The organism is Bradyrhizobium oropedii, from assembly GCF_020889685.1.
GTDB lineage: Bacteria > Pseudomonadota > Alphaproteobacteria > Rhizobiales > Xanthobacteraceae > Bradyrhizobium > Bradyrhizobium oropedii.
In genome coordinates, this window is sequence record NZ_JACMYO010000048.1 from 18,064 (window position 1) to 39,018 (window position 20,955).

The following is a 20,955-nucleotide window of genomic DNA, read 5'->3' on the forward strand; positions in this document are numbered from 1 at the left end:
CCACAGGAGTAGCTGCAATAGCTTTAGAAGGACGCAATCAAGCCAGGTGTACGCCGCCGGTTCGGTCGTTCGGCACGGAACGGTCATCCATGCCTCTATGTCCGGGAGGCCAGGCCATCCGAGGTGGAGTAGGGCAAAAGGGCATCCGGCTGAAATCGGGTATACCGACGCACCAATTCGGAATGGAAGAAAAGAGGTAAAGCCTTGAGAGAACCCACTACGCGGATAGCGCTGCTATGAAGTTTTACCGACGCAGCTCGCCAGCAGCACAAGTGCCGATTGCGTTTTGCGCAGCGGACCGGACGGAACCTGGTTATCGATTGGCCGGGGTCATGTTATCTCGATCAACCGTTCACCAATGCCCTTCCGGTCTTCTTCGAACCGGTGCAAGAGGATGCTGCGTACGCGATGAACTCGATCGACTATTCCAAAGCGAGCAAGATAGCGATGCAAATAATACGGTTAAATGCGATGCCTGCCGGATGTGGCGTTAAGTTAAGGAGTCTGAACGAGAGATCTTTCGGAGCATCAAGCCGCGATCCGAAGTTCAGGCGCGGATCGATGCCATCTTCCGTGAGCACTTTGAGCCCTATGCCGTGATCGGCATTCGTGTTCGGCACGGCAAAGGCGCGAGGATATTATGGGGCATGCGCCCTACTGGGCCGATCCGGAGCGCGCCTTGCGACAGGTCCGTAATGCCATCGACAAGGCGAAGGCCTTACCGCATGCAACACCTGTTAGGGCTTCCTGTGCATGGACAGCGCGCTCGTCCTTGAGAAGGTGTCAGCTATTTCCCGATGTTTTCACGATGCCGAAGCGATTCCAGGCGCCTCAGGCCGGGCCATTGCACAGTGCGGCGCTCGGGGCGGAGGGCGGCTTTTTCGTGCTCATCGAGATGTATCTCCGCGCAATGCGACATTGTGCCCCGTTTCCTCCGACGAGCGCTTTCACGCGCTATGAGCGCCTCTTTGCCACGCGTCATAGAATTCGATTTGAACGATGCGAGCCGATTGATCATGATTGAAGAAACCTCACAAGAGCTGGCGGCTTCATGAAAGTCGTAGCCCGCTTCATCGATTTGATGGCCGCTTTTTGCATTGAGCAGTACTGCCACGATGTTTCCGGGCGGCAATTGGTTGCCCGAACCGCGGCGCTCCAACCTAACGTGCGGAGACGGTGCGTCGGGTTTAGGTCGCGTCAACGCGGCTACTGAGCGTTTCCGTCATCCTGACCGATTGTTGCCTCGACGAGAGGCGCTGTTCATCGGCTCGCTCCTTCGGTTGCGCGATGACGAGAGCGCGGCTTGGTGTCTGATCTTAGATCTTAGCAGTAGGCCGAGTGGGCTCCAGGCATCGTGTGGATGATGCGGCATCCCTGTCGCAAAGCACGCACACAGTGTCTCGAATCCGCCAAGCGTTTGGCGTGCGCGACATTAGGACGCAAAGCCGGAGCGCCTTTGCGTGCATCGTAGTGGTCCAAATTCTGCTACGCATACGCCATCGGCGCTACAGGAGAGGACGTGGGTGTGGGTCTCGATCTGCCAAATGACGATCTGGTCGGACGTCCACCGCCGGAGACACACTTGGGCTGTCCCTTTCACTCCGATAAAGCCCGCGTCCATCGGGGAGAACAGAAGGCGATATTGCTGACCGGGGCATCGCGCGGAATTGGTCATGCCACCGCCCAGCTGTTTTCGGAAGCAGGTTGGCGTATTATTTCTTGCGCGCGCCAACGCTCGACGGCGAGCGGTGCCTCTGGGAGTCCGGGCGCGAGGATCATATCCAAGTCGACCTCAGCAATCATCAGATGCTGGCGTGCTTGATCACGGAGGTCAAGGAACGCTTGGCGGGCGCACCTTTGCACGCGCTAGTGAACAACGCCGGCATCTCGCCGAAGGCGCCCGATGGGGACCGGCTGACGTCGCTGACGACGTCAACCGAAACCTGGATGAGAGTGTTCCATTTGAATCTGGTGGCCCCGATCCTGTTGGCGCGGGGTTTATTTGACGCGCTAAGGGCCGCGTCAGGATCGATTGTCAACGTGACTTCGATCGCTGGTTCGCGGGTGCATCCGTTTGCCGGCAGCGCCTATGCGACGTCGAAAGCTGCGCTTGCGAGTCTCACACGTGAAATGGCCCACGATTATGCGCCGCATGGCATTCGCGTGAACGCGATCGCGCCCGGCGAGATCAGGACGGACATGTTGTCGCCCGATACAGAAGCGCGTCTCGTGCCAAACATCCCGCTGCGCAGAGTGGGGACACCCGACGAAGTGGCCAAGGTCATCTTCTTCCTATGTTCGGATGCCGCAAGCTATGTCACGGGGGCCGAGGTGCCGATCAATGGTGGGCAACATCTGTGAATCAAGCAAGCCGGGCAACACAGCTGCCTTGAGCTTCAGCGCTGGAGCTTGTGTTCTACGCTGACGTCACGCATCCATTTCGAAGAAATGAAATCAAGGCGCTGTAAGGTTACCGTCGTGCCATGAAAAGGTGTTACGCTTCTACGTGATCTCGTCGACTCATGGCGCTAGATCGAGCATGACATGCAAAGCGAAGCTCGTAAACCCGAACAAGGTGCCAGGGAGGATGATCAAAATAACGGAGACCGCCTCATGCTGCATATCGCTTCCGCACGCGAAAGACCTGCCTCTCAGCCGGAGACGGAGCGCGAGCTCTCGGGCGAGCCGCTGCGCGAGAGCGCGCTGACCGGCATCTTCGAAATATCGAAAATACTCACCGCTCCCTGCCGGCTCGAGGTCACGCTGGCTAACGTCGTGGGCCTTCTGCAATCGTTTGTGCAGATGCGACACGGGATCGTCTCGCTGTTCGACGATGACGGGTTGCCGGACATTACCGTGGGCGCCGGCTGGAGCGAAGGCAGCGACGACCGCTTCCGGATGCGCCTGCCGCGGAAGGCAATCGACCAGATCGTTGCGACCGACAGGCCTCTTGTCGCCGAGAACGTGGCAGCGGAGCCGGCGTTCAGCGCAGCTGACCTGGAAGTGCTCGGTGCCTCGGATGATATGCCGGTGTCGTTCATCGGAGTTCCGATCCGCATAGATCCGAAAGTCGTGGGTACGCTGACGGTCGACCGTGTCCGTGACAAAAGGTCGAGTCTCCGGCTCGATTATGATGCGCGGCTGCTCGCCATGATCGCCAACCTGGTGGGACAGACAGTGAGGCTGCATCGCTTATTCGCCGGCGATCGCGAGCGGCTGATGGCGGAGAAGGACCGGCTGCAAAAGAAATTGCTCGAGCTTAGGCAACCTGAACGGGAACGTAAGAAGCTACCCGTCCATGGGATCATTGGCGACAGCCCAGCGCTGCGCGGGTTGCTAGAGAAGATCGCGGTCGTAGCCAAATCGAACAGCACGGTTCTGCTGCGCGGCGAATCCGGTACCGGAAAGGAACTTGTAGCCAAGGCCATTCACGAATCGTCTCCCCGCGCCAAGCGACCCTTCATTAAGTTGAATTGCGCGGCACTGCCCGAGACAGTACTGGAGTCTGAATTGTTCGGTCATGAGAAAGGTGCCTTTACCGGCGCCTTCAGCTCGCGCAAGGGGCGCTTCGAGCTTGCCGACAAGGGGACGCTGTTCCTTGACGAGATCGGCGAGATCTCGGCCCCGTTCCAAGCGAAGTTGCTGCGAGTCCTCCAAGAGCAGGAGTTCGAGAGGGTCGGCAGCAACCAGACGATAAAGGTCGATGTTCGAGTCATAGGCGCGACGAACAAGAACCTTGAAGAGGCTGTGGCAAGAGGCGAGTTTCGCGCAGACCTTTACTATCGCATCAGCGTTGTTCCCTTGCTGCTGCCACCGCTCCGCGAAAGACGCAGCGATATTCCGCTGCTTGCCGGCGAGTTCCTCAGGAATTTCAACAGCGTGAACGGTCGTACGCTGACTTTGGAGGCGAGTGCGATCGATGTGCTGATGAACTGCGGCTTTCCGGGTAATGTCCGCGAGCTCGAAAACTGCATCGAACGCACCGCGACCCTGTCGGCCGGGCCATCGATCGTGAGAAATGACTTTGCATGTTGCCACGGCCAGTGCCTCTCCGCGATGCTGTGGAAAACTACATCGGAGGAGGCGACAGTCCAGCCGGCACCAACCGTGCCAGTGCCCGCGAAGCCCATCACTTCGCTATCTGAAGCGACCGCGCCGGTCCCGCCTGTCGGCAGTGAACAGCGCTCACTGGCGCCTCCCGGTACAGTCCTCGTAAGTGGCTCGAAGATGGCCGATCGCGAGCGGGTCATTGCGGCCATGGAAAAATCTGGTTGGGTGCAGGCAAAAGCAGCGCGCTTGCTCGGATTAACGCCGCGCCAGATTGGGTACGCGCTGAGGAAGTACGCAATCGAGATCAAGCGGTTCTGAACCCACGGACCTATGAGAGGACAATGTTCGGCGGTTTCAGGGCGCGTCCAATCCCAGCGAAATCTGAAGGGGACGGTCCGCCCCTCGGCGGCAGCTCAAGGGAGAGGACCCGCCCGCCTGCGGGGCCGCCGTGGCAACGCGAGTTCACTTGGTTCGGTGAGAGGTGGACTAAGCGACGCGGTGGTGAACCCCGCCGGCGCGCTACAGGTCGATACCATTGCGTTGTGCCGCACCTGACCGATGCCGCCGTGTCGCCGACCTGCGGCAACGAGACGGCCGCGACATTGAGCAAGTTCACCGCTCGAAGCGCTGAATCTAGTGGGCGCGCAACATGCGAAATCGACGGATCGGAAACGGGCGGTTTCATTTCCTTCCTGCCAGTTCGTCGCTAAATCATGGCGTCCACTCTCTCCCCCAGAAGGCCTGATTGAGCGGACAAACCATGGTGGATGAATGGAGAAGCGACATAAGGTAGAGGCGTCGCAGAAGACGGTCCGCATGGGGCGACCGCCGAAGGACCTGGCTGCCGAAGTGGACGTGCGGATCCTGACCGCAGCGCGCGAGTTGTTCCTGGCTCGTGGACTCGCCGGCGTCAGCGCCGAGGAGATCGCGCGTCGTGCTCGTGCCAGCAAGGCAGCGATCTATACCCGTTTCCCGACCGATGAAGCGTTGTTTGCTGCGATCGCCCTGCGCAACATGGCAAAAGTGCAGGAAGGTACGAAAGCGGGGCGCGCCGGGCGGGACGCTCGAAGAACGACTGACGGTTCTCGGGACCGAGATACTCAAGCATGTGCTGACCGCCGATAGTGCCGACTTCAGGCGTCTGGCGGTCGCTGAGGCGCGCCGCTTTCCCGATCTAGCGAAGGTCGGGCGCATGATCCGCGAACGCGGCATGCATCACGCGGCCGGCGTCCTGAAGGACGTCACGCGCTCGAAGCACGGCATGGCCTCTGCCGCCTTCGCTCCAGAGCGCCTGACCAAGACGGCCCAGTTCTTCCTCGACCTCGTGATTGCGCCGCTGCTGATGCGGGCGGTGTTCGGCGAAGATCCAAAAGCGCTGCGAGCGCACATCCGCACGGACGTGGCCGAGAGCGTACCGTTTTTCCTGGCGGCCTGCCGCAACGACGCCGGCCCATAGCAAATCGCGCCGGCTTCGCCTTCGCACGTAGGTTCGAGACGGCCATCAGCGGCAGAACGACCGCACGTGGTGCACGTGCTCGGCCTCATGGTTCGCCCGGCGATGCAAGGCATCGTCCGGAGACCCCCCGCAGGGCGGCGCTCCTCACCATGAGGAGTATCGAGATTTCTCCACGCACCGAGACCTCATCCTCAAGGAGCCTGCCAAAGCGGACGTCTCGAAGGATGGGCCGCGTGCAGGACTATCCGCCAAATTCTCTATTCCCGCGATTGGGCCGCTTTTTTCACAACATTCAGAAACTGAACTACTTAGTTTCGTTAGTTGACAGAACATCTCGTGTCCAAATATCGGTACCGAACCGTACAGTTCTATATTTGGCTTCAAAAAAGACTGGCGTTTTGCAAACAGGCGGAGTGGCCGTACATCCTTCGAGGCTCGCTCTTGCCGCGACAGCGAGCACCGGCACGCCGGGCGGCAATTCGCAATCGTTCGCGCCGGGAAACGACGTCTCGGGCACCTGGTGGACGGCCCTTAGTTCGCGAAAGCTCACCTTGTTCGTCGAGGAAGCTGTTCGCAGGCATCCCGACGTCGAATCCGCCGAATTCGCGCTACGTGCCGCCCGCGAGACCGTGTTCGCCGAGCAGGGCGCCTTGTCTCCGCAGGTGACCGGCACCGGATCGGCGGCACGCGAGCAAGGGCCGCTCTACAAGCTCTTCAATACGTCGGTCAGCGTCTCCTACGCCCTCGATCTCTGGGGTGGCACGCGCCGGCAGCTCGAGGCGCTCGAGGCGCAGGCCGACTATCAGACGTTCAAAACTCGAGGCGAGCTACCTGGCGCTGACCGCCAACGTCAACACGGCCGCAATCACCGATGCTTGGCTGCGCGACCAGATCTTCGCGACCGAGGAGATCGTCCAACCTGAGTCGGATCAGCTCGCGCGCATCCAGCATCGGTTCGAGATTGGCGCCGTCGCCAAGTCCGACGTGCTGGCGCAGGAGTCGACCCTGGCGCAGGCCAAGGCGACGCTGCCTCCGCTGCAGAAGCATTGGCGCAGCAACGCAATTAGTTGATGGCCTATCTCGGGCGGCTGCCGAGCCAGGATCACGGCGAGCATGTCACGCTCGCCGAGCTTGCGCCTGCCTGGACGGCTGCCGGTGTCCTTGCCTTCGGAGCTCGTCCGGCAGCGTCCGGACATCCGCCAGCCAGAGGCGACGCGGCACCAGGCCACGGCAACCGTCGGCGTGGGTGTGGCTAATCTGTTGCCGCAGATCACGCTGTCCGGCAGTAGGGCGCGAGCGAGACCGGCAAGCTGTTCTCGCCCGGAACCATCGCCTGGAACGCGACCTCCACCGTCACCCAGAAGCTGATCGACGGCGGTGCGCTCTACCACACCAAGGAAGCGGACGTGGCGCTCTTGAGCAGGACATGGCGGCCTATGAGAGCGCGGTGCTTTCCGCGTTCCAGAACGTCGCGGACTCAGGCGACCTCGTCTACGTCGTCGACAATCTACACAACGGGCAGGGCGCGGCGCGGCAGACATTCGTCAAGGCGAGGCCCGCGAAGGGCGACCGCATTGCGGTGACCGACGGCATCAAGCCCCGCGAGAGCGTCGTGATCGCAGGCCGGATCAAGCTCCGCAACGGCAGCTCGGTCAAGATCGACAATTCCCACGTTCCGCTCGCCGAGGCGGCGCCTTCCGTGGTCGACCAGTAAGCTTAGCAGCAAGAGCCGATACGATGCGTTTCACGGACATCTTTATCCGTCGCCAGTCCTGGCCGTCGTGATCAGTACGCTGATCCTGGTGCTCGGGCTGCGTTCGATGACCTCGCTGTCGATCCTGCAATATCCCGTACCCAGAACGCGATCGTCACGGTGACGACGGCCTATGCCGGCGCGGATTCCGACATCATCGCCGGATTCATCACGACGCCACTGGAGAACGCCATCGCCCAGGCCAACGACATCGACTACGTGAGCTCGAGCAGCATCACCAGCACCATCACCGTGAACCTGCGCCTGAACTACGACTCCGGCAAGGCGATGACGGAGATCAATGCCAAGGTCAACTCCGTCCTCAACCAGCTTCCGGCCGGCGCGCAACAGCCGACGCTGACGCTGAAGGTGGGGCAGACAATCGATCCCATGTACGTCGGATTTACGAGCGAGGTGCTGGCTCCGAACCAGATCACCGACTATCTGACGCGCGTGGTGCAGCCGAGGCTGCCGGCCGTTCCCGGCGTGCGGACTGCCGAGCTGATCGGCGGCAAGAAATTTGCCCTGCGCGCGTGGCTCGACGCCGACAAGCTCGGAGCCTACGGCCTCACGGCGGCCGACGTATCGGCCGCGCTGTCCGGCAACGACTACATCGCCAGTCTTGGTTCGACGAGGGGACGCCTGGTCCAGGTCGATCTCTCCGCCTCCACCAATCTTCACTCGCTCGAGCAGTACCGTAATCTCGTGGTCAAGCAGGCCGGCGGAGCCGTTATCCGTCTGAAGGACGTGGCGAACGTGACGCTGGGCAACGACGATTACGATAGCTCGGCCAAGTTCAACGGCAAGACCGCGGTCTATCTCGGCATCCAGGTCGCGCCGACCGCCAACCTGCTCGACGTCGTCATGGGCGTGAAGGCGGTACTCCCGGACATCAACGCGAATCTGCCGAACGGCATTGCCAGTGAGATTCTCTACGATTCCACGGATTTCGTGAATAGCTCGATCGACGAGGTCATCCATTCGCTGGTCGAGGCGGTCAGCATCGTAACCTTCGTCGTCTTCCTCTTCCTCTTCCTCGGCTCCTGGCGTTCGGTCCTGATCCCGGTGATTGCGATGCCCTTGTCGCTGATCGGCACCTTCGCCCTGATGCTGCGGATGGGTTTTTCGATCAATCTGCTGACACTGCTCGCTCTCGTGCTCGCGATTGGGCTCGTGGTCGACGACGCCATCATCATGGCGCGCTCGGCAGTCCCCATTATTGCGATGACCGTGGTGCTGATCGCGGTGTACGTGCCGGTCGGCTTCCAGGGCGGTCTCACCGGCGCGTTCTTCACCGAGTTCGCCTTCACGCTCGCCGGTGCAGTTACCGTCTCCGCGGTCATCGCGTTGACCTTGTCGCCGACCAACTGCGCGTGGCTGCTACGTCGGACGGAGCGTGATAGCACGAATTGGGAAGCGCGCCTGGTACACAAGATCGATCACGCGCTCGAGTGGCTGACCGCCGCCTACCGTCGCCGCCTCGAATCCGTGTTTGCTACCAAATCCGTCGTGGTGATATTCGCGCTGCTGCTGTTCGCCTGCATTCCCTGGCTCTATTCGACGTCGAAGAGCGAGCTCGCCCCCGACGAGGATCAGGGCGTCATCCTGACGATGACCAATTCGGCGCCGTCGGACCAGCGTCAGTTCTATGGCCAGCAGCTCTAGGGCCTCATCGCCAAGCGCCCGGAAACCAGCGTCGTCTTTCATATCGACACGCCCTCGCAGGCGATCGGCGGCTGGGTGCTCAAGCCGTGGGACAAGCGTAGCGCGGCGGCCGGCACCCTTCAACCTGAACTGCAGGGCACCTGAACTGCAGGGTCTACTCGACGGCATTGCGGGCACGCGCTCGGTGGCGTTCCAGCCGCCGCCGTTGCCGGGCAGCAACGGGCTGCCGATCCAGTTCGTCATCGGCACGACGGGTTCGTTCAACGAGCTCGAGGAGGTCGACCAGAAGTTCATGGCGGACGCGCGCAAGACAGGACAGTTCATCTTTCTCGACAACGACCTCAAGATCGACAAGCCGAAGAGCACGGTCGTATTCGACCGCGACAAGGCCGGCGATCTCGGGCTGAAGATGAGCGATCTCGGCGGTTCGCTGGCGACCATGCTCGGCGGCAATTACGCCGAGTATTTCAGCCTGGACGGCCGCTCCTACACGATGATCCCGCAGGTCCGTCAGAACGACCGCCTCACGACCGAGCAGCTCCTGAGCTACCAGATCCGCACCAGCAACAACACGATGTTGCCGCTGGCGACGGTCGCCCGTCTGGAGAACAAGACAGTGCCGCAGGCGATCAACCATTTCCAGCAGGTCAACGCCGCAACCGTTTCCGGCGTGGCGATGCTGGGCGTTGCAATGGGCGATGCGCTCGGAACGTTGAAGACTCTCTCGCCCAGTCGCTTCCGACCGGCTACTCGGTCGGCTACGCAGGCTCCTCCCGGCAGCTGGAGAAGGAGTTTGGCGGCTTCATCACCACCTTCTTGTTCGCGCTGATCATCACCTATCTTTCGCTCGCCGCGCTGTTCAACAGCTTCGTCGACCCGTCATCATCATGATATCGGTGCCGATGTCGCTCGCCGGCGCGCTGATCTTCATTAGCGTCGGGCCCGGTGGCGCCAGCATCAATATCTACACCCAGGTCGGCCTCGTCACCCTGATGGGGCTCGTCAGCAAGCACGGCATCCCAACGGGCTCGGCTTTGGAGCTCGGCTCGGTGTGCTCGAAACGCTCCAACAATCGGACGTGGTAAGCCTCTTCCAACTCCATTTCGTCCACCATCGACTGGTCCGTAGCCCTCGTGATTAGCGGCGGTAATCTGTCGCAAGCTATCTTAGCTGGCATGCCCAGCGGAATAGCGTTGTTGCAGCTCCGACGCGTGTCGGTATTCGTTCGTCGGGATACCGGGCTAGAGGAGTCATCGAATCCGTTTAAGCCATTGTAGTAATTTGATGATTAAAATTCGGGTGCGATGGTACAACACTTGCTGTTCTCCTCGCAGCTGTCGCAACTTTTGGAGCAACTCCGTGCACAATGTCGTCTGCATCAAACAGGTTCCCGACTCTGCGCAGATCCGCGTGCACCCCGTGACCAATACGATCATGCGTCAGGGCGTGCCGACCATCATCAACCCATATGACCTCTTCGCGCTCGAGGCCGCGCTGGAGCTGCGCGATCGGTTCGGCGGTGAAATAACCGTGCTTACAATGGGACCGCCATCGGCGGAAGACTCTTTGCGGAAAGCGCTGACCTTTGGCGCTGATCGCGCCGTACTGCTCACCGATCGCTGCTTTGCGGGCTCCGACACCCTGGCCACAACGTACGCACTGGCAACAGCCATCCGAAAAATTGGTAAGGAATATGGACCGCCAAACCTTATCTTTACCGGCAAGCAGACCATCGACGGCGATACCGCGCAGGTTGGTCCCGGCATCGCAAAGCGGCTGGGTGTGCTGCAGCTAACCTACGTCGCCAAGGTCAGATCTCTAGATCTCGCCGCATGTACAATTGAAGCGGAGCGACGCTCCGAAGGTGGTGTCCAGGTTTTGCACACGAGGCTGCCCTGTCTCATCACCATGCTAGAGGGGACCAACCAGATACGGCGCGGCGCGATGGCGGACGCCCTGCGTGCCGCGCGTGCGCCAATCGTAAAATGGAGCGCGCACGGCGCCGGCGTCGAGGACGTCTCCAAATGTGGTCTTAAGGGCTCGCCGACCGTCGTCAAGCGAGTGTTTGCTCCCTCTGCGCGGGCTGAGAAAGCGGCGCTGGTTGAGGCCGCTGAACAACCAGCGCAGGCGTTGATTGAAGCTATCTTTAAGCATCAACCGAAGCTCGAAACCGATCTTGCGGCACTAGCCCGCGGTGCTTGATCTGGAGAGTCCTGGCGACGATAAACGTTACGATCCCGAAGGCGTCAGGGTTGGCTCGCCACTGGTCACACCGACATTCACCGGGGCATATAGAGCCTGGCGCTGAGGGTTCAGGGAAGCTGAAGCGCAATCCTCACGCCGGCCACCTCTGTATCTTTCTGGGCCGCCGGCGACCTGGTGAAAACTGTTTGGCACATGGGTTGGGCATGTCGCTCTATGCGAAGCGTTTGGACCGAGGCAAGTTCATCTCCGATGGCCTTTGTCGACTGTTTTGGTCACGATCCCTCGATCGCTCCCTCGCGCTGGCTTTCGAGAAGCTGACGAGACCCGCTGCAACTCACCCCAACTTAGAACAAAAAGTGGCCGGCGTGTAGGCCGCTTGCCGTCTTGACTGACAACGACGCAACCCGTCAGGCGCAGTCGTGCTGCGGGCTTCCGCCAGAAGGCACCTGTTGCGCTCGCGTTCGGCGTCCGCCGCCGTTCCCGGTGATCGCCCCGACACGACGGCAGGAATCACTTTCTGACGTCAAGCATGGCATTTGCCATCGCGCCACCTCCACCGATCAGCTCTTGCCAGCCTGTCGCGGGCGAGCTTCGTAGCATCGAGGTGGGGCCTCATGCTCTTACCATCAAGCAGATCGCGCGCCACCGCATGGACATGGAAGCCTGCTCTTTTAAGCTCTCGTCAGACGCTTTTTGAGGAATTTATTTAAACGCGGAGAGATGGCACCGGGTTCCAGACATTACTCGTCTTTGAAGGCCTTCTTGGACCTCTCGACCGGCAATTCCTGGTCGGCTAAAATGGCGTACACGCGATTGCCTTCGGATTCGTCTACAAGTGCGTGCGAGCCGATTTCATCGCCGATGGCATCGATACGAAGCTCCGTGTCCGGCTCCCATTGGCCCGCAACGGTCCGAAAGCGAACCTCGCGGCGTTCAGGGGCCCAGGTCCGCTACGGTTGCCAACCGAGGGGGCGTCACTGACGTAGCACTCCAAGGATCCGTTCGCGGTGTGCGACGTGCTGGGCTTGCATGAGCCGAAACGTTTCCAAGAGTGAGCGGGCTAACGTCGAATCATATCTGCGAAGATCAATGTCTGCGACACGCATTTCTTGATTAAGAATATGCTGGGCGCCAAGCGCAATGTGTCGCTCGACTTTCCCCAGATGTCGAAATTGCATACTGCGGTCCATGCTCCCCTCTTGCGGTCGGGGCTTACTTCGGTGGCTGCAATCCCGGCGATGATAACCATTCATCAATGTGGCCGGCAGCCTCCAAGTGCATTGCCCTTCTACCCCGATCATCGTTCTGGCCGGACAGCTGTCGCAGGGCATGGACGCGGACAATAGAGGTGTCGATTGGCCCACACGGACCCCCGGCAATCCTGATTTCTCTACCTCGTTTCATCGTCCAGGCAGCAGGTCGCGATCTAGATGTTGGCGGTGGCGATGATGTTCTCGCTCGCTTTGCTCAAGATGAAACAGTCCCCTATGAGGCACCTTCGAGCACATCCTGTTCGGTTTCTGACCGCGCGCAAATTCCTGTCAGGTTCAAAACACCTGCAATGACAAGCCGGTCCCGACCGTTTTCTCAGCGTACTCAGAAAGTTGCCGAGGAGTGCCAGGTTGGCATAGCAATTGCTGTAAGCCTGCAAGAACACAGGATGTTGGACGAGTGTACGCAGAACGCGCAAAAACTAGCGGCGGTCCCTTTGCTTTGAGGCCTCGTGTCGGCCAGCAGCCGAAAATTTCGCGCAGATTGCCGAGCGCCGCGAGAACTCTCTGCGGTGCGATGCAATTGCTCAATCTGCCAAATGTCTGGATTTCTGCACTTGCTCGTGGCTGGCGATAAGCTCAGCATTGAGTGTGGCGAAGAATTCCTCACTACCTATCAATTTAACAAGAACATCGCTCGGCACACGTTTTGCCGGATTTGCGGCGTAAAGCCGTTCTATAGGCCCCGATCGAACCCGTCCGGGTTCAGGGTGAATATTCGATGCTTGGATAACAGAACGATCGAAAACATAAGAATAGACGATTTCGATGGTGAGCATTGGGAGCAAGCGTTCCGCTCGACGCTCGAGGACTTGGAAGCCTCTCTTAAAGATAAAACCTTGGAGTGAAGCCGTATGGCGCGCGCAATGAATGATAGATCTCGTCTGCTTTCAGAAGAGGTTCTCACGAAATACCGCATAGAGCTGTTGGTGAAGGGGACGGTCGTGATCGCTCCCCAGACGTTGTTCACCCAAGATGACTTGGCGAGGATCGATCAGCTGCAGACTGAGATTCCCGAAGAAGAAGTGCGGGTGGGAGATGCCGGCGACTCGCACAATGTCTTCGTAAAACGGGTGAGGGTAGACCCGCCCGGCCGCCCTCCTAGCAACGTGAATGGAAAAGCGCCAGGACAGATCATCGAACTGCTCGAGAGGAAAGACCGCAGCTTTGCGCTGAGAAAGATCTTGGGAGCGTCGTCAGATTACGTGATTCGTCGATGCCAAATGCATCGTCTGCCTCCCGGATCCTTTGTTGGCATCCATTTGGATGCTGAGAGCGACCCTGATTTCGAGTACTCCGTGATTGTGCAGCTCGCGAGAGACTTTGAGGGGGGTGAATTTGTGGTCTATCCAAGCGCGTACGAACAGCAAGTATTTCGGCCGCCATTTGGCGCCGTTCTTGTCACCACATGTAGGCTCCGGCATGAGGTGAAGCCTGTACACGCTGGGGAGCGCCGATCGCTGGTGTACTTCTGTTCAAAACGCAGCGGCGCGAATCGCCGGATCATCGAAAGCTCTACCGATGGCCTATGAGGAGCGTTAGCTGGAATGGCTTCCGAATGGATTGAGTATGGAGAGCCAGCTTCTGCCAGACGCCGCGCACTTCGCAGAGCGTCCTTTGGATCTCCCTTGTGGCGGATCCTGGTTCGCGGTGGGAATCGACTTCAAGCGAGACGAAGCTGATGCTCACGTGACGTCCCAACACGCCGGTGTCAAGCACACGTTCGGAAGCAGGGACGGGTTCGAATGAATGGAGGAGTTTAAGAACGTGACCCCTGTGATCTCAGGTGACCATTGTCAATAGCCGGTGCTGCAGATTACGGGCAGCGGCCCGATCGCGCGCGATCACCAGGCACTCCACCGTGCCTGCCTCTTGATCGACGGCAAGCGGGATCACGCCTTCCTTGCGTCTGCCATCAAATAGAAATCCATACCTGACGAAACGATCAAGCGCGGCTTGGAGAGAACATAATCGGACGTTTCTCACGGATGAAATGACGTGGCGACCGGAATAGTCGATGCCCAACAGCCGGACGGCAATGCTGTGTAACACCGAGCCTCCGCCCCACCGGCCGTTCGCTTCGTTAAAGAAAAGCCGGCCGTCGCTTGCGAAAATGCCGTCAATATTAATCATTCCGCGATATCCCAACGTTCGCGCGAGCTCCACAAATCGGTAGGCATGCGCCTGGGCGGCCAGCCATTGCTCATTCGTCAGGTCGCTTGGAAGCTCAAGTCCTATCCAGATGAGCGCCCTTTCGGATCGATCTTTGCTTCGACGTAGACGTATGTTTCCACTGTTGATGAAAGCAATGGAACCATCCTCCTCTATCTCATACTCGAGATAGAACAGGGCATGAGCCAAGTGGTACGATTCCACGACCAACGTCTTGCACGATGCTGTTGTCATCTCAGACCAAAGTGCTTCAGGATCAAACGATGGCCAAGCAATCGTTCGGGTATCCCTTGCCCCAGGAAGTGGTCCGCTTTCATTGCCGGTCAGGATGATATTTCCGATTCCGCCCGCTCCATTGTCCAGCTTGACAATCACGCTGCCGGTCTCTGACCTCAAGGAGGTCACCGCTTTGAATAGTTCGTTTGAGTCCGTGGTTGCGCATCCATTGGGCAGCGGAAGCGCGACACTTGTCGCGAGTTGACGGAAGTGGCTCTTGCGGTTCAAGAGATCCGGCCCTCGCTGCAGAGCGAAATCGTCCCCGCTCTGCGGGATGCTCAGCAGCGCCGCCAAGCGCGCTACGCCTTCACTAGAGTAGCATGGAGACATTCTCCAAGATGATTTCTGGCGAATATGGCCGTTGAGTCGCTCGACGAGAGTATTGGACAGCAGGGTGCAATCATTAAGAATCTGTGATTCGCGAGCGCCTTCAGGCACAAGCGTAGAGAGACTCGACGCGTCGAAATTGAGCGTCGCGCCAATGAAGGATAACAGGTCAGCCGGGATGACGACTGGAGAGACTATCAGGTCACCCTCCTGTGCAAACCAAGCTGAGCGGCAAGCGGAGTTGGCGGGAAGCGACAGTTGAGTTGCTGTTAGATCGCCGCCCGACATTTGAGCCGTCCCGGCATTCATGATTAGGATCCGAGGCAACGACGATCTCCCGGGCACTTAGCGTGGTTAAACACAAAGCGCCATGCCAGCAACGAAGAGCTCGCTGCGGCGCCATCGTAAGAAGGTACTGACCGATAGGCGGTATTGCGCCGTCTCGATATCTCCTGCGGTGTAGTGGGGAAGTACGGCCAGCCAATCGCCCATCTCAATTGCTGTCTCCTTGCGGGCTTGACTCCGTGTCAAGCTCCTTCAGCTTGAAATGCTGGACCTTGCCCAACGCCGTTTTCGGCAGTTCTTGCGTGAAAATGATTTCGCGCGGTGCCTTAAAACGGGCGAGCTGCGATTGGACATGCGCCAACAGCGGTTCGGCTTCGATCCGGGTCCTCGGTCGCCTGATCACGTAAGCGATCGGTACTTCTTCCCAGCGCGGATCGGGGCGACCGACGACGGCGCATTCGGCGACATCCGGATGGCCCATGAGCACACGCTCCACTTCCGCCGGATAGATATTCTCTCCGCCGGAGATGATCAGGTTCTTCTTGCGGTCATGGACCCAAAAATATCCATCGGCGTCGCGGCGGCCGATGTCACTAGTGCGATACCAACCATTACTAAAAGCCTCACGCGTTGCCTGTTGATCGTTCCAATATCCGCAGAAGACGTTGGGCCCGCGTACTGCGATCTCGCCTGGGGTGCCGGGCGGCAATTTGCTGCCGGCATCATCGATGATCGCCGCTTCGCAGCAAAGGCCGGGCAGGCCGCTTGACCCCTCAGGCACGAGATCCGCGCCGAGCTTCGTATACACAGCGATGGGAGAGGTCTCCGTCGAACCGTAAACCTGCAAGACGGGCACTCCGCGCGCAACAAAGCGCTCGACAAGGCGCTGAGGCACCATCGTCGATCCGGTACAGATTGCTTTGAGCGCGGATAGGTCCGTGCTTGCCCATCGTGGATGGTCGATCAGCGCTCGCATCATGGCAGGCACCAAGGCTGCTAGCGTGGGCCGGTCATGCTCGAACGCATCAAGCGTTGCCTCTGGCGTAAAGCGGCTTTGGATTGTCACCGTCGCGCCGTGATGCAAACTCGGGGTCGTCTGGATGTTCAGGCCGCCGACATGGAAGAGCGGCAAAACAGTCAAGGCGTGGTCAGTCGAGGTTAGGTCATGCATGTGCTGACTCATAACCCCGTTCCATAGCAACGCTTCTTGACGCAGCACAGCGCCTTTCGGCCGCCCCGTGGTGCCCGAAGTATAGACGATCAGAAGTGGGCAGGACAGGTCCGCACGTGGATTGCGTCCGTCACCACAGTCTCCGTCTAGAAGGTCGTCCAACCTGCTTCCGCCGAGCGGGGCAAAGTCCAGCCCGACGAGGGAGATATCAGGAAGTGGCCTCCTCAGAACCGGCAAGACTGCGTTGAAGGACTGCTCAAGCACGAGCACTTTTGCCCCGGAGTCGGACAGAATGAAGAGCTGCTCGGCGGCCGCAAGGCGCCAGTTCAATGGGACGAGGATTACGCCGAGCCGCGCGCAGGCATAGAGCAGCACCAGATAGTCAGGCCGGTTGAGGCTCAGGATCGCGATCCGGTCACCTCTCTCGATGCCGAGCTGGCTCTTGAGGGCGCGCGAGACCCGCTCGATCCGTCGATTGAAGCCGGAGTAGCTTAGAGTCTGTCCCTCGAAACGGATCGCGGCTTTGTCAGGAGCATACGCAGCGTTGCGCTCGATCAATGTGCAGAGATCCAACTCAATCTCCGTGTGATTGAGCTTCGCAAGAGACGTTGGTTCCGATGTAGTTCAGCCGAAGTTCGGAATGACTTCGGCGGGCCTCGATTGAGTGCTTCGGGTACCCTTTGTACAGGCTATGATCACGCGGTTTTTGCGGGACGAAGCGGTTCTTAATGGTTGTCATGCTGGTCTTTTGACAGACAGGCTCGCCGCACATATACGCCGATCTGGGATCTCCATCTTTGAAGCCGACAATGGCCCGGCATTGGCCTTCAATGTGGTCGATCAACAGGATCTTCTTGACGCCGTCCGGCTCTTTCAACTTGCTGCTCCAGAATGCCACGCCATATCTTCCGATGTCGCGCCGGTCACGCCCAGCGACACTTGCAGCTCAAGTCTCTTGAAAACCTCCGCGGTCGTATGGGCTGTCGCGCACTTGCGCGAGGAGAAGGCCAAGCCAGCGCCGGGAAAGTGGTGTGAACCGAGCGAAACGTTGTTTCTTCGAACTGATTTCGGTAGGTGGTCCCGCCGTTCGGTTTCAAATTCGGGAAGCGGCGGCGCCCTGCAAGGGCTTGGGATCGAGGCCTACGCTGATCTCTTCTGGCATCATCGTCTCGCGGGCGACTCGCTTTGGGATAGCCGCATAGTATCGGTTCTGGAATGCCGGGCCGTTCACAACGACCTGCGAGCCGTAGTGCCGCGATCAAGACACGCTGCACAACCATCTCGACCGACTTGCTGTCGGGGATGAGGATCATGACCAACCATTCAGCGTGGGTTCTGACCCGGTGAGACATTCGCAATCCTTCACAATCCCGACGGCAGACGAAGACACGCGCCGATCTTAAGATCGTACAACTTAACGTTACGTCCGATTCAAGCCCTTTCGGCAACCCGTATGAACAGGCCAAAACTCTCAGGCTTGCCGGGAAAGCGCTGCCGAGCGGTGTCCTGTCGACAGCAATTCTGCGCCACGATCTACGTCAGAAAGTCGCCCTCCCATTGAGACTAGGCTCGAAGCAGATGAGCCCGCTGTCAGAAACGCCCGCGCTTGCGCGATCGGGCGCCCGTCGTCTTCGCAGCCGATATCGGGTGTGACGTCCGCTGCGTCGTACTTCAGTCGCATCTGTCCGGCGCTGACGCGGCAACGCCCAGGGCGGGATCCGACGATCGTGTTCGACACGTCGGCCTGATGGCAGGGCAGCTTATGACCTTGCGTCGTTCGAACGAGCCACGCGAATGTCCGAGCGTACCTTCATCCGGTGCACGTCGTGACCGTGGGCTCCTCTGGTGCGGAGATCATTGCAGTGTCTGATAGAGGCGATAGAGGAGCCGGGCGCGCGGCTCAATCGACGATATGTAGAGTTGCTCATAATGCGTATGGGCTCCCTTGCCGTCAACGCCGAGACCGTCGAGAGTTGCGGTATGCGGCGCGGTGAAATTGCCGTCCGAGCCGCCACCGCTGGAGACGTCGAGCAACTTGAAGCCGAGTTCGGCGGCGATTCCCTTGGCGTGTTCGTAAAGTTCGGCGCCGGCGTTGCTCTTTCCATACGGCGGACGGTTCAATTCGCCGGTGACCTTCACGCTGACGCCCTTGGTGCGCGAGGTGATGCCGAGGATCTTCGGCACCAGCTCTTCGGCGTCAGCCATGGTCGGCACCCGCATGTCGACCTCCGCATAGGCCTCTTCGGCGATCACGTTCGGCTTGGTGCCGCCGCGGACGACGCCGACATTGACGGTAACGCCGCGCTTGAGATCGTTCATCGTCTCCAGGGTCTGGATCACATTGCCGAGTTCGCGGATCGCGCTGCAGCCGTCCTCGGGGCGCGCGCCGGCGTGGGCCGGCGTGCCTTTGACGAAGACGTCGAATCGCGCAACGCCCTTGCGTCCGGTGACGATCTTACCGCCGTCGCGCGCGGGCTCGGTCACGAGCACATACTTGGCCTTGCGGCCCTCGGCCTCGATCAACGCCCGCGAGGTCGGGCTGCCGATCTCTTCGTCCGATACGTAGAGCTGGGTGATGCCGAGCGGCGGGCGGACATCATCGGCGCAAATTCGCCGGAACGCGTGATAGGCGAGATAGGCGCCGCCCTTCATGTCGTAAATGCCGGGGCCGAATGCCCTGTTGCCCTCGATCTTGAACGGCAGGCGCTCGATGAATCCCATCGGATGAACTGTGTCGAGATGACTCAGCACAAGAATGCCCGGTACGCCTTGCCCCCAGGACGAGCGCGTGACCAAATGATCGCCGCAGCCGTCACGCCCCGCAAGGCGCTCGACCGTGGCCGACAAGTCACGATAGCCCGACGCCACGAGATCAGCCAGTTTGTTAAGCTGATCCGGCCGCTCCGTTGGAGACTCGATCTCGACCCAGTGGCGGATGCCGTCGAGAATCACCGCGGTTTCAAACGGGTTGTTGGACATAGTTGTCTGACGCCCTTGAATTCGACTTTCATCGTTCGCAGAAGATCATGATAAAGATGCATTCAGCCGTATCATGATCTGGCGCGAAGGCCTTCAGAGCCGCCAACTGTTGGGTCAGGTTGCCTCTGAAGTCTGGTCTTGCCGCGGGCAATGATGCTACGCGGGTTGAAATAACGGAGCTACCAAGATTGGTAGGATGCAATTATGCGAGCTCAAGAGCCCTTACCGTTTTGGCTGTTCTAGTGAGCTGTAGCTGTTCTGATCAGGAAATCCTTCGATGGCTGCGCAGCCTTGAACATGTCGATGCCAGGCCGGGGAGATGGAACCCGACGTTGAGCGTTTTATAATCACTTCGCAAGATGAGTATAATGCCGGTTAACCTTGGTTCAGCGGTTGAATCGGCGCGCCAGCTCCGTGACTGGTAAAGGTTGCCAGGCACCCCTTGTGTTCCATGTCTGCCTCGGACGCGCTCTTGTTCGTATCAAGAGGCATCCAGCATGAGCCGGTATCTCACCTTTTGTGCTCGTGCAGGGGGCGCGGCTCGCGGAAAAATACGATAGTGCCTCCGTGACGCAAATCATGAAAATGCAGATCATCGATCTTTAACTCGTCGCAGGCTCGCGTGAACGCCCGCACTCATTGAACGGTGCTTGCAAGCGACTCGCACTCAATCAAGCAGCAAGGTTCGAAGCGCGCCCCGGAAGTTGATCAATGGATTGCCGTGGCCTACCCGGGTCGCGATAATTCGCCCGATAAAGATCGTATGTGTGCCAACCAGCTTGTGGTCGTACAAAACGCATTCGAGCGCACAAAATGCGTTCGGCAATAGCGGTACATCGAGGAAGCCCTGTTCCCAGGGCGCGGTATCGAAGCGGTGAACACCTTTCGCGCCCTCCTGACCGCCAAAACGTAGCGCAAGGTCCTCCTGGTCGCTGCGGAGAAGACTGATTCCAAAACTGCGACTGGCGAGTATCCCGTCATGCGCCTCGGAGCCGGCATTTATGCCAACGAGCAGGCACGGCGGCTCCATGCAAATGGACGTCACAGAACTAACCGTCAGTCCACGCCGTTCGGCGGCCGTTCCGGTCGCCACGATGGCGACACCGCCCACCACATTTCGCATGGCCTCACGGAACTCTGTCGCTTGGACAGACGGAATATCCCGAATCCTAGGAGGAGACTGGTGGTGGCTCATGACCTACCTCTGGAGTTGTACTCCAATTCTGGTGTTTCCGTTACGAGCAGATGACCTTGATCCCTTTGCGCCTGCTATTGGGCGCGCGGTGTTGAATTTGTGCGACCAATGGCCGCCGCTTTTGCCGGGCAGCTCAGCGCGAGGAGGCTT

General features: G+C 59.5%; 17 protein-coding genes and 3 pseudogenes. 15 read left to right on the forward strand and 5 right to left on the reverse strand.

The annotated features are described in order from the left end of the window. Positions 1 to 279: 279 nt before the first annotated feature. The 15 genes and pseudogenes from H8A95_RS44160 (at position 280) to H8A95_RS15700 (ending at position 13,932) form a co-directional block, all read left to right on the forward strand. Positions 280 to 776, forward strand: a pseudogene (locus H8A95_RS44160) (nodulation protein NodZ). Beyond that, a complete protein-coding gene (locus H8A95_RS44165; RefSeq protein WP_312000922.1) occupies positions 680 to 1,024 on the forward strand; it encodes a nodulation protein NodZ in 345 nt (114 codons plus the stop codon). The pseudogene H8A95_RS44160 and the gene H8A95_RS44165 overlap by 97 nt, the downstream one beginning before the upstream one ends. Before the next feature lie 501 nt (positions 1,025 to 1,525). Continuing rightward, positions 1,526 to 2,361: pseudogene (locus H8A95_RS15660) on the forward strand (SDR family NAD(P)-dependent oxidoreductase). 183 nt (positions 2,362 to 2,544) lie between these two features. Further along, positions 2,545 to 4,368, forward strand: a complete 1,824-nt coding sequence (nifA, locus tag H8A95_RS15665) for a nif-specific transcriptional activator NifA (protein ID WP_229183937.1) — start codon at positions 2,545 to 2,547, stop codon at positions 4,366 to 4,368. Between the two features lie 453 nt (positions 4,369 to 4,821). Further along, complete coding sequence (locus H8A95_RS15670) at positions 4,822 to 5,175, forward strand: helix-turn-helix domain-containing protein (protein WP_229183938.1); 354 nt, start codon at positions 4,822 to 4,824, stop codon at positions 5,173 to 5,175. After that, positions 5,159 to 5,506 (forward strand): TetR/AcrR family transcriptional regulator C-terminal domain-containing protein, encoded by a 348-nt coding sequence (locus tag H8A95_RS15675; RefSeq protein WP_229166926.1) that lies wholly within the window; start codon positions 5,159 to 5,161, stop codon positions 5,504 to 5,506. The genes H8A95_RS15670 and H8A95_RS15675 overlap by 17 nt, the downstream gene beginning before the upstream one ends. Positions 5,507 to 5,739: 233 nt before the next feature. After that, positions 5,740 to 6,429: a TolC family protein gene (locus tag H8A95_RS44445; protein WP_376711661.1), complete on the forward strand. Its 690-nt coding sequence runs from the start codon at positions 5,740 to 5,742 to the stop codon at positions 6,427 to 6,429. Next, a complete protein-coding gene (locus tag H8A95_RS44685) occupies positions 6,344 to 6,577 on the forward strand; it encodes a hypothetical protein (RefSeq protein ID WP_476727254.1) in 234 nt (77 codons plus the stop codon). The genes H8A95_RS44445 and H8A95_RS44685 overlap by 86 nt, the downstream gene beginning before the upstream one ends. A gap of 355 nt (positions 6,578 to 6,932) precedes the next feature. Next, a complete protein-coding gene (locus tag H8A95_RS44450; protein WP_376711662.1) occupies positions 6,933 to 7,220 on the forward strand; it encodes a hypothetical protein in 288 nt (95 codons plus the stop codon). 159 nt (positions 7,221 to 7,379) lie between these two features. Then, positions 7,380 to 8,924 (forward strand): efflux RND transporter permease subunit, encoded by a 1,545-nt coding sequence (locus tag H8A95_RS43805; protein ID WP_312000923.1) that lies wholly within the window; start codon positions 7,380 to 7,382, stop codon positions 8,922 to 8,924. Between the two features lie 184 nt (positions 8,925 to 9,108). Then, complete coding sequence (locus H8A95_RS43810) at positions 9,109 to 9,753, forward strand: efflux RND transporter permease subunit (RefSeq protein WP_312000924.1); 645 nt, start codon at positions 9,109 to 9,111, stop codon at positions 9,751 to 9,753. 46 nt (positions 9,754 to 9,799) lie between these two features. Then, positions 9,800 to 10,009 (forward strand): annotated as a pseudogene (locus H8A95_RS43815) (hypothetical protein); the annotation flags it as partial. Between the two features lie 274 nt (positions 10,010 to 10,283). Continuing rightward, positions 10,284 to 11,126 (forward strand): electron transfer flavoprotein subunit beta/FixA family protein, encoded by an 843-nt coding sequence (locus tag H8A95_RS15690; protein ID WP_229166927.1) that lies wholly within the window; start codon positions 10,284 to 10,286, stop codon positions 11,124 to 11,126. A 1,813-nt stretch (positions 11,127 to 12,939) separates the two neighbouring features. Next, complete coding sequence (locus H8A95_RS15695) at positions 12,940 to 13,248, forward strand: GFA family protein (protein ID WP_229166928.1); 309 nt, start codon at positions 12,940 to 12,942, stop codon at positions 13,246 to 13,248. A 6-nt stretch (positions 13,249 to 13,254) separates the two neighbouring features. After that, on the forward strand, positions 13,255 to 13,932 hold the full coding sequence (locus H8A95_RS15700) for a 2OG-Fe(II) oxygenase (protein WP_229166929.1): 678 nt from the start codon (positions 13,255 to 13,257) through the stop codon (positions 13,930 to 13,932). Between the two features lie 250 nt (positions 13,933 to 14,182). On the opposite strand, the gene H8A95_RS15705 is transcribed toward H8A95_RS15700, so the two are convergent. The 5 genes from H8A95_RS15705 to H8A95_RS15725 all read right to left on the reverse strand — a co-directional run bounded on the left by H8A95_RS15705 (position 14,183) and on the right by H8A95_RS15725 (position 20,805). After that, the gene (locus tag H8A95_RS15705) at positions 14,183 to 15,484 is read right to left on the reverse strand and encodes a preATP grasp domain-containing protein (RefSeq protein ID WP_229166930.1); all 1,302 of its coding nucleotides are present in this window, start codon (positions 15,482 to 15,484) and stop codon (positions 14,183 to 14,185) included. A 184-nt stretch (positions 15,485 to 15,668) separates the two neighbouring features. After that, positions 15,669 to 17,204, reverse strand: a complete 1,536-nt coding sequence (locus tag H8A95_RS15710; protein WP_229166931.1) for a class I adenylate-forming enzyme family protein — start codon at positions 17,202 to 17,204, stop codon at positions 15,669 to 15,671. A gap of 1 nt (position 17,205) precedes the next feature. After that, positions 17,206 to 17,508 carry a hypothetical protein gene (locus H8A95_RS15715; protein WP_229166932.1) on the reverse strand — a complete coding sequence of 101 codons (303 nt, stop codon included), beginning with the start codon at positions 17,506 to 17,508 and terminating at the stop codon, positions 17,206 to 17,208. Between the two features lie 977 nt (positions 17,509 to 18,485). Continuing rightward, positions 18,486 to 19,610, reverse strand: a complete 1,125-nt coding sequence (locus H8A95_RS15720) for a M20 family metallopeptidase (protein WP_229166933.1) — start codon at positions 19,608 to 19,610, stop codon at positions 18,486 to 18,488. Positions 19,611 to 20,277: 667 nt separating this feature from the next. Further along, positions 20,278 to 20,805 (reverse strand): flavin reductase family protein, encoded by a 528-nt coding sequence (locus H8A95_RS15725; protein ID WP_229166934.1) that lies wholly within the window; start codon positions 20,803 to 20,805, stop codon positions 20,278 to 20,280. Between the last annotated feature and the right edge of the window lie 150 nt (positions 20,806 to 20,955).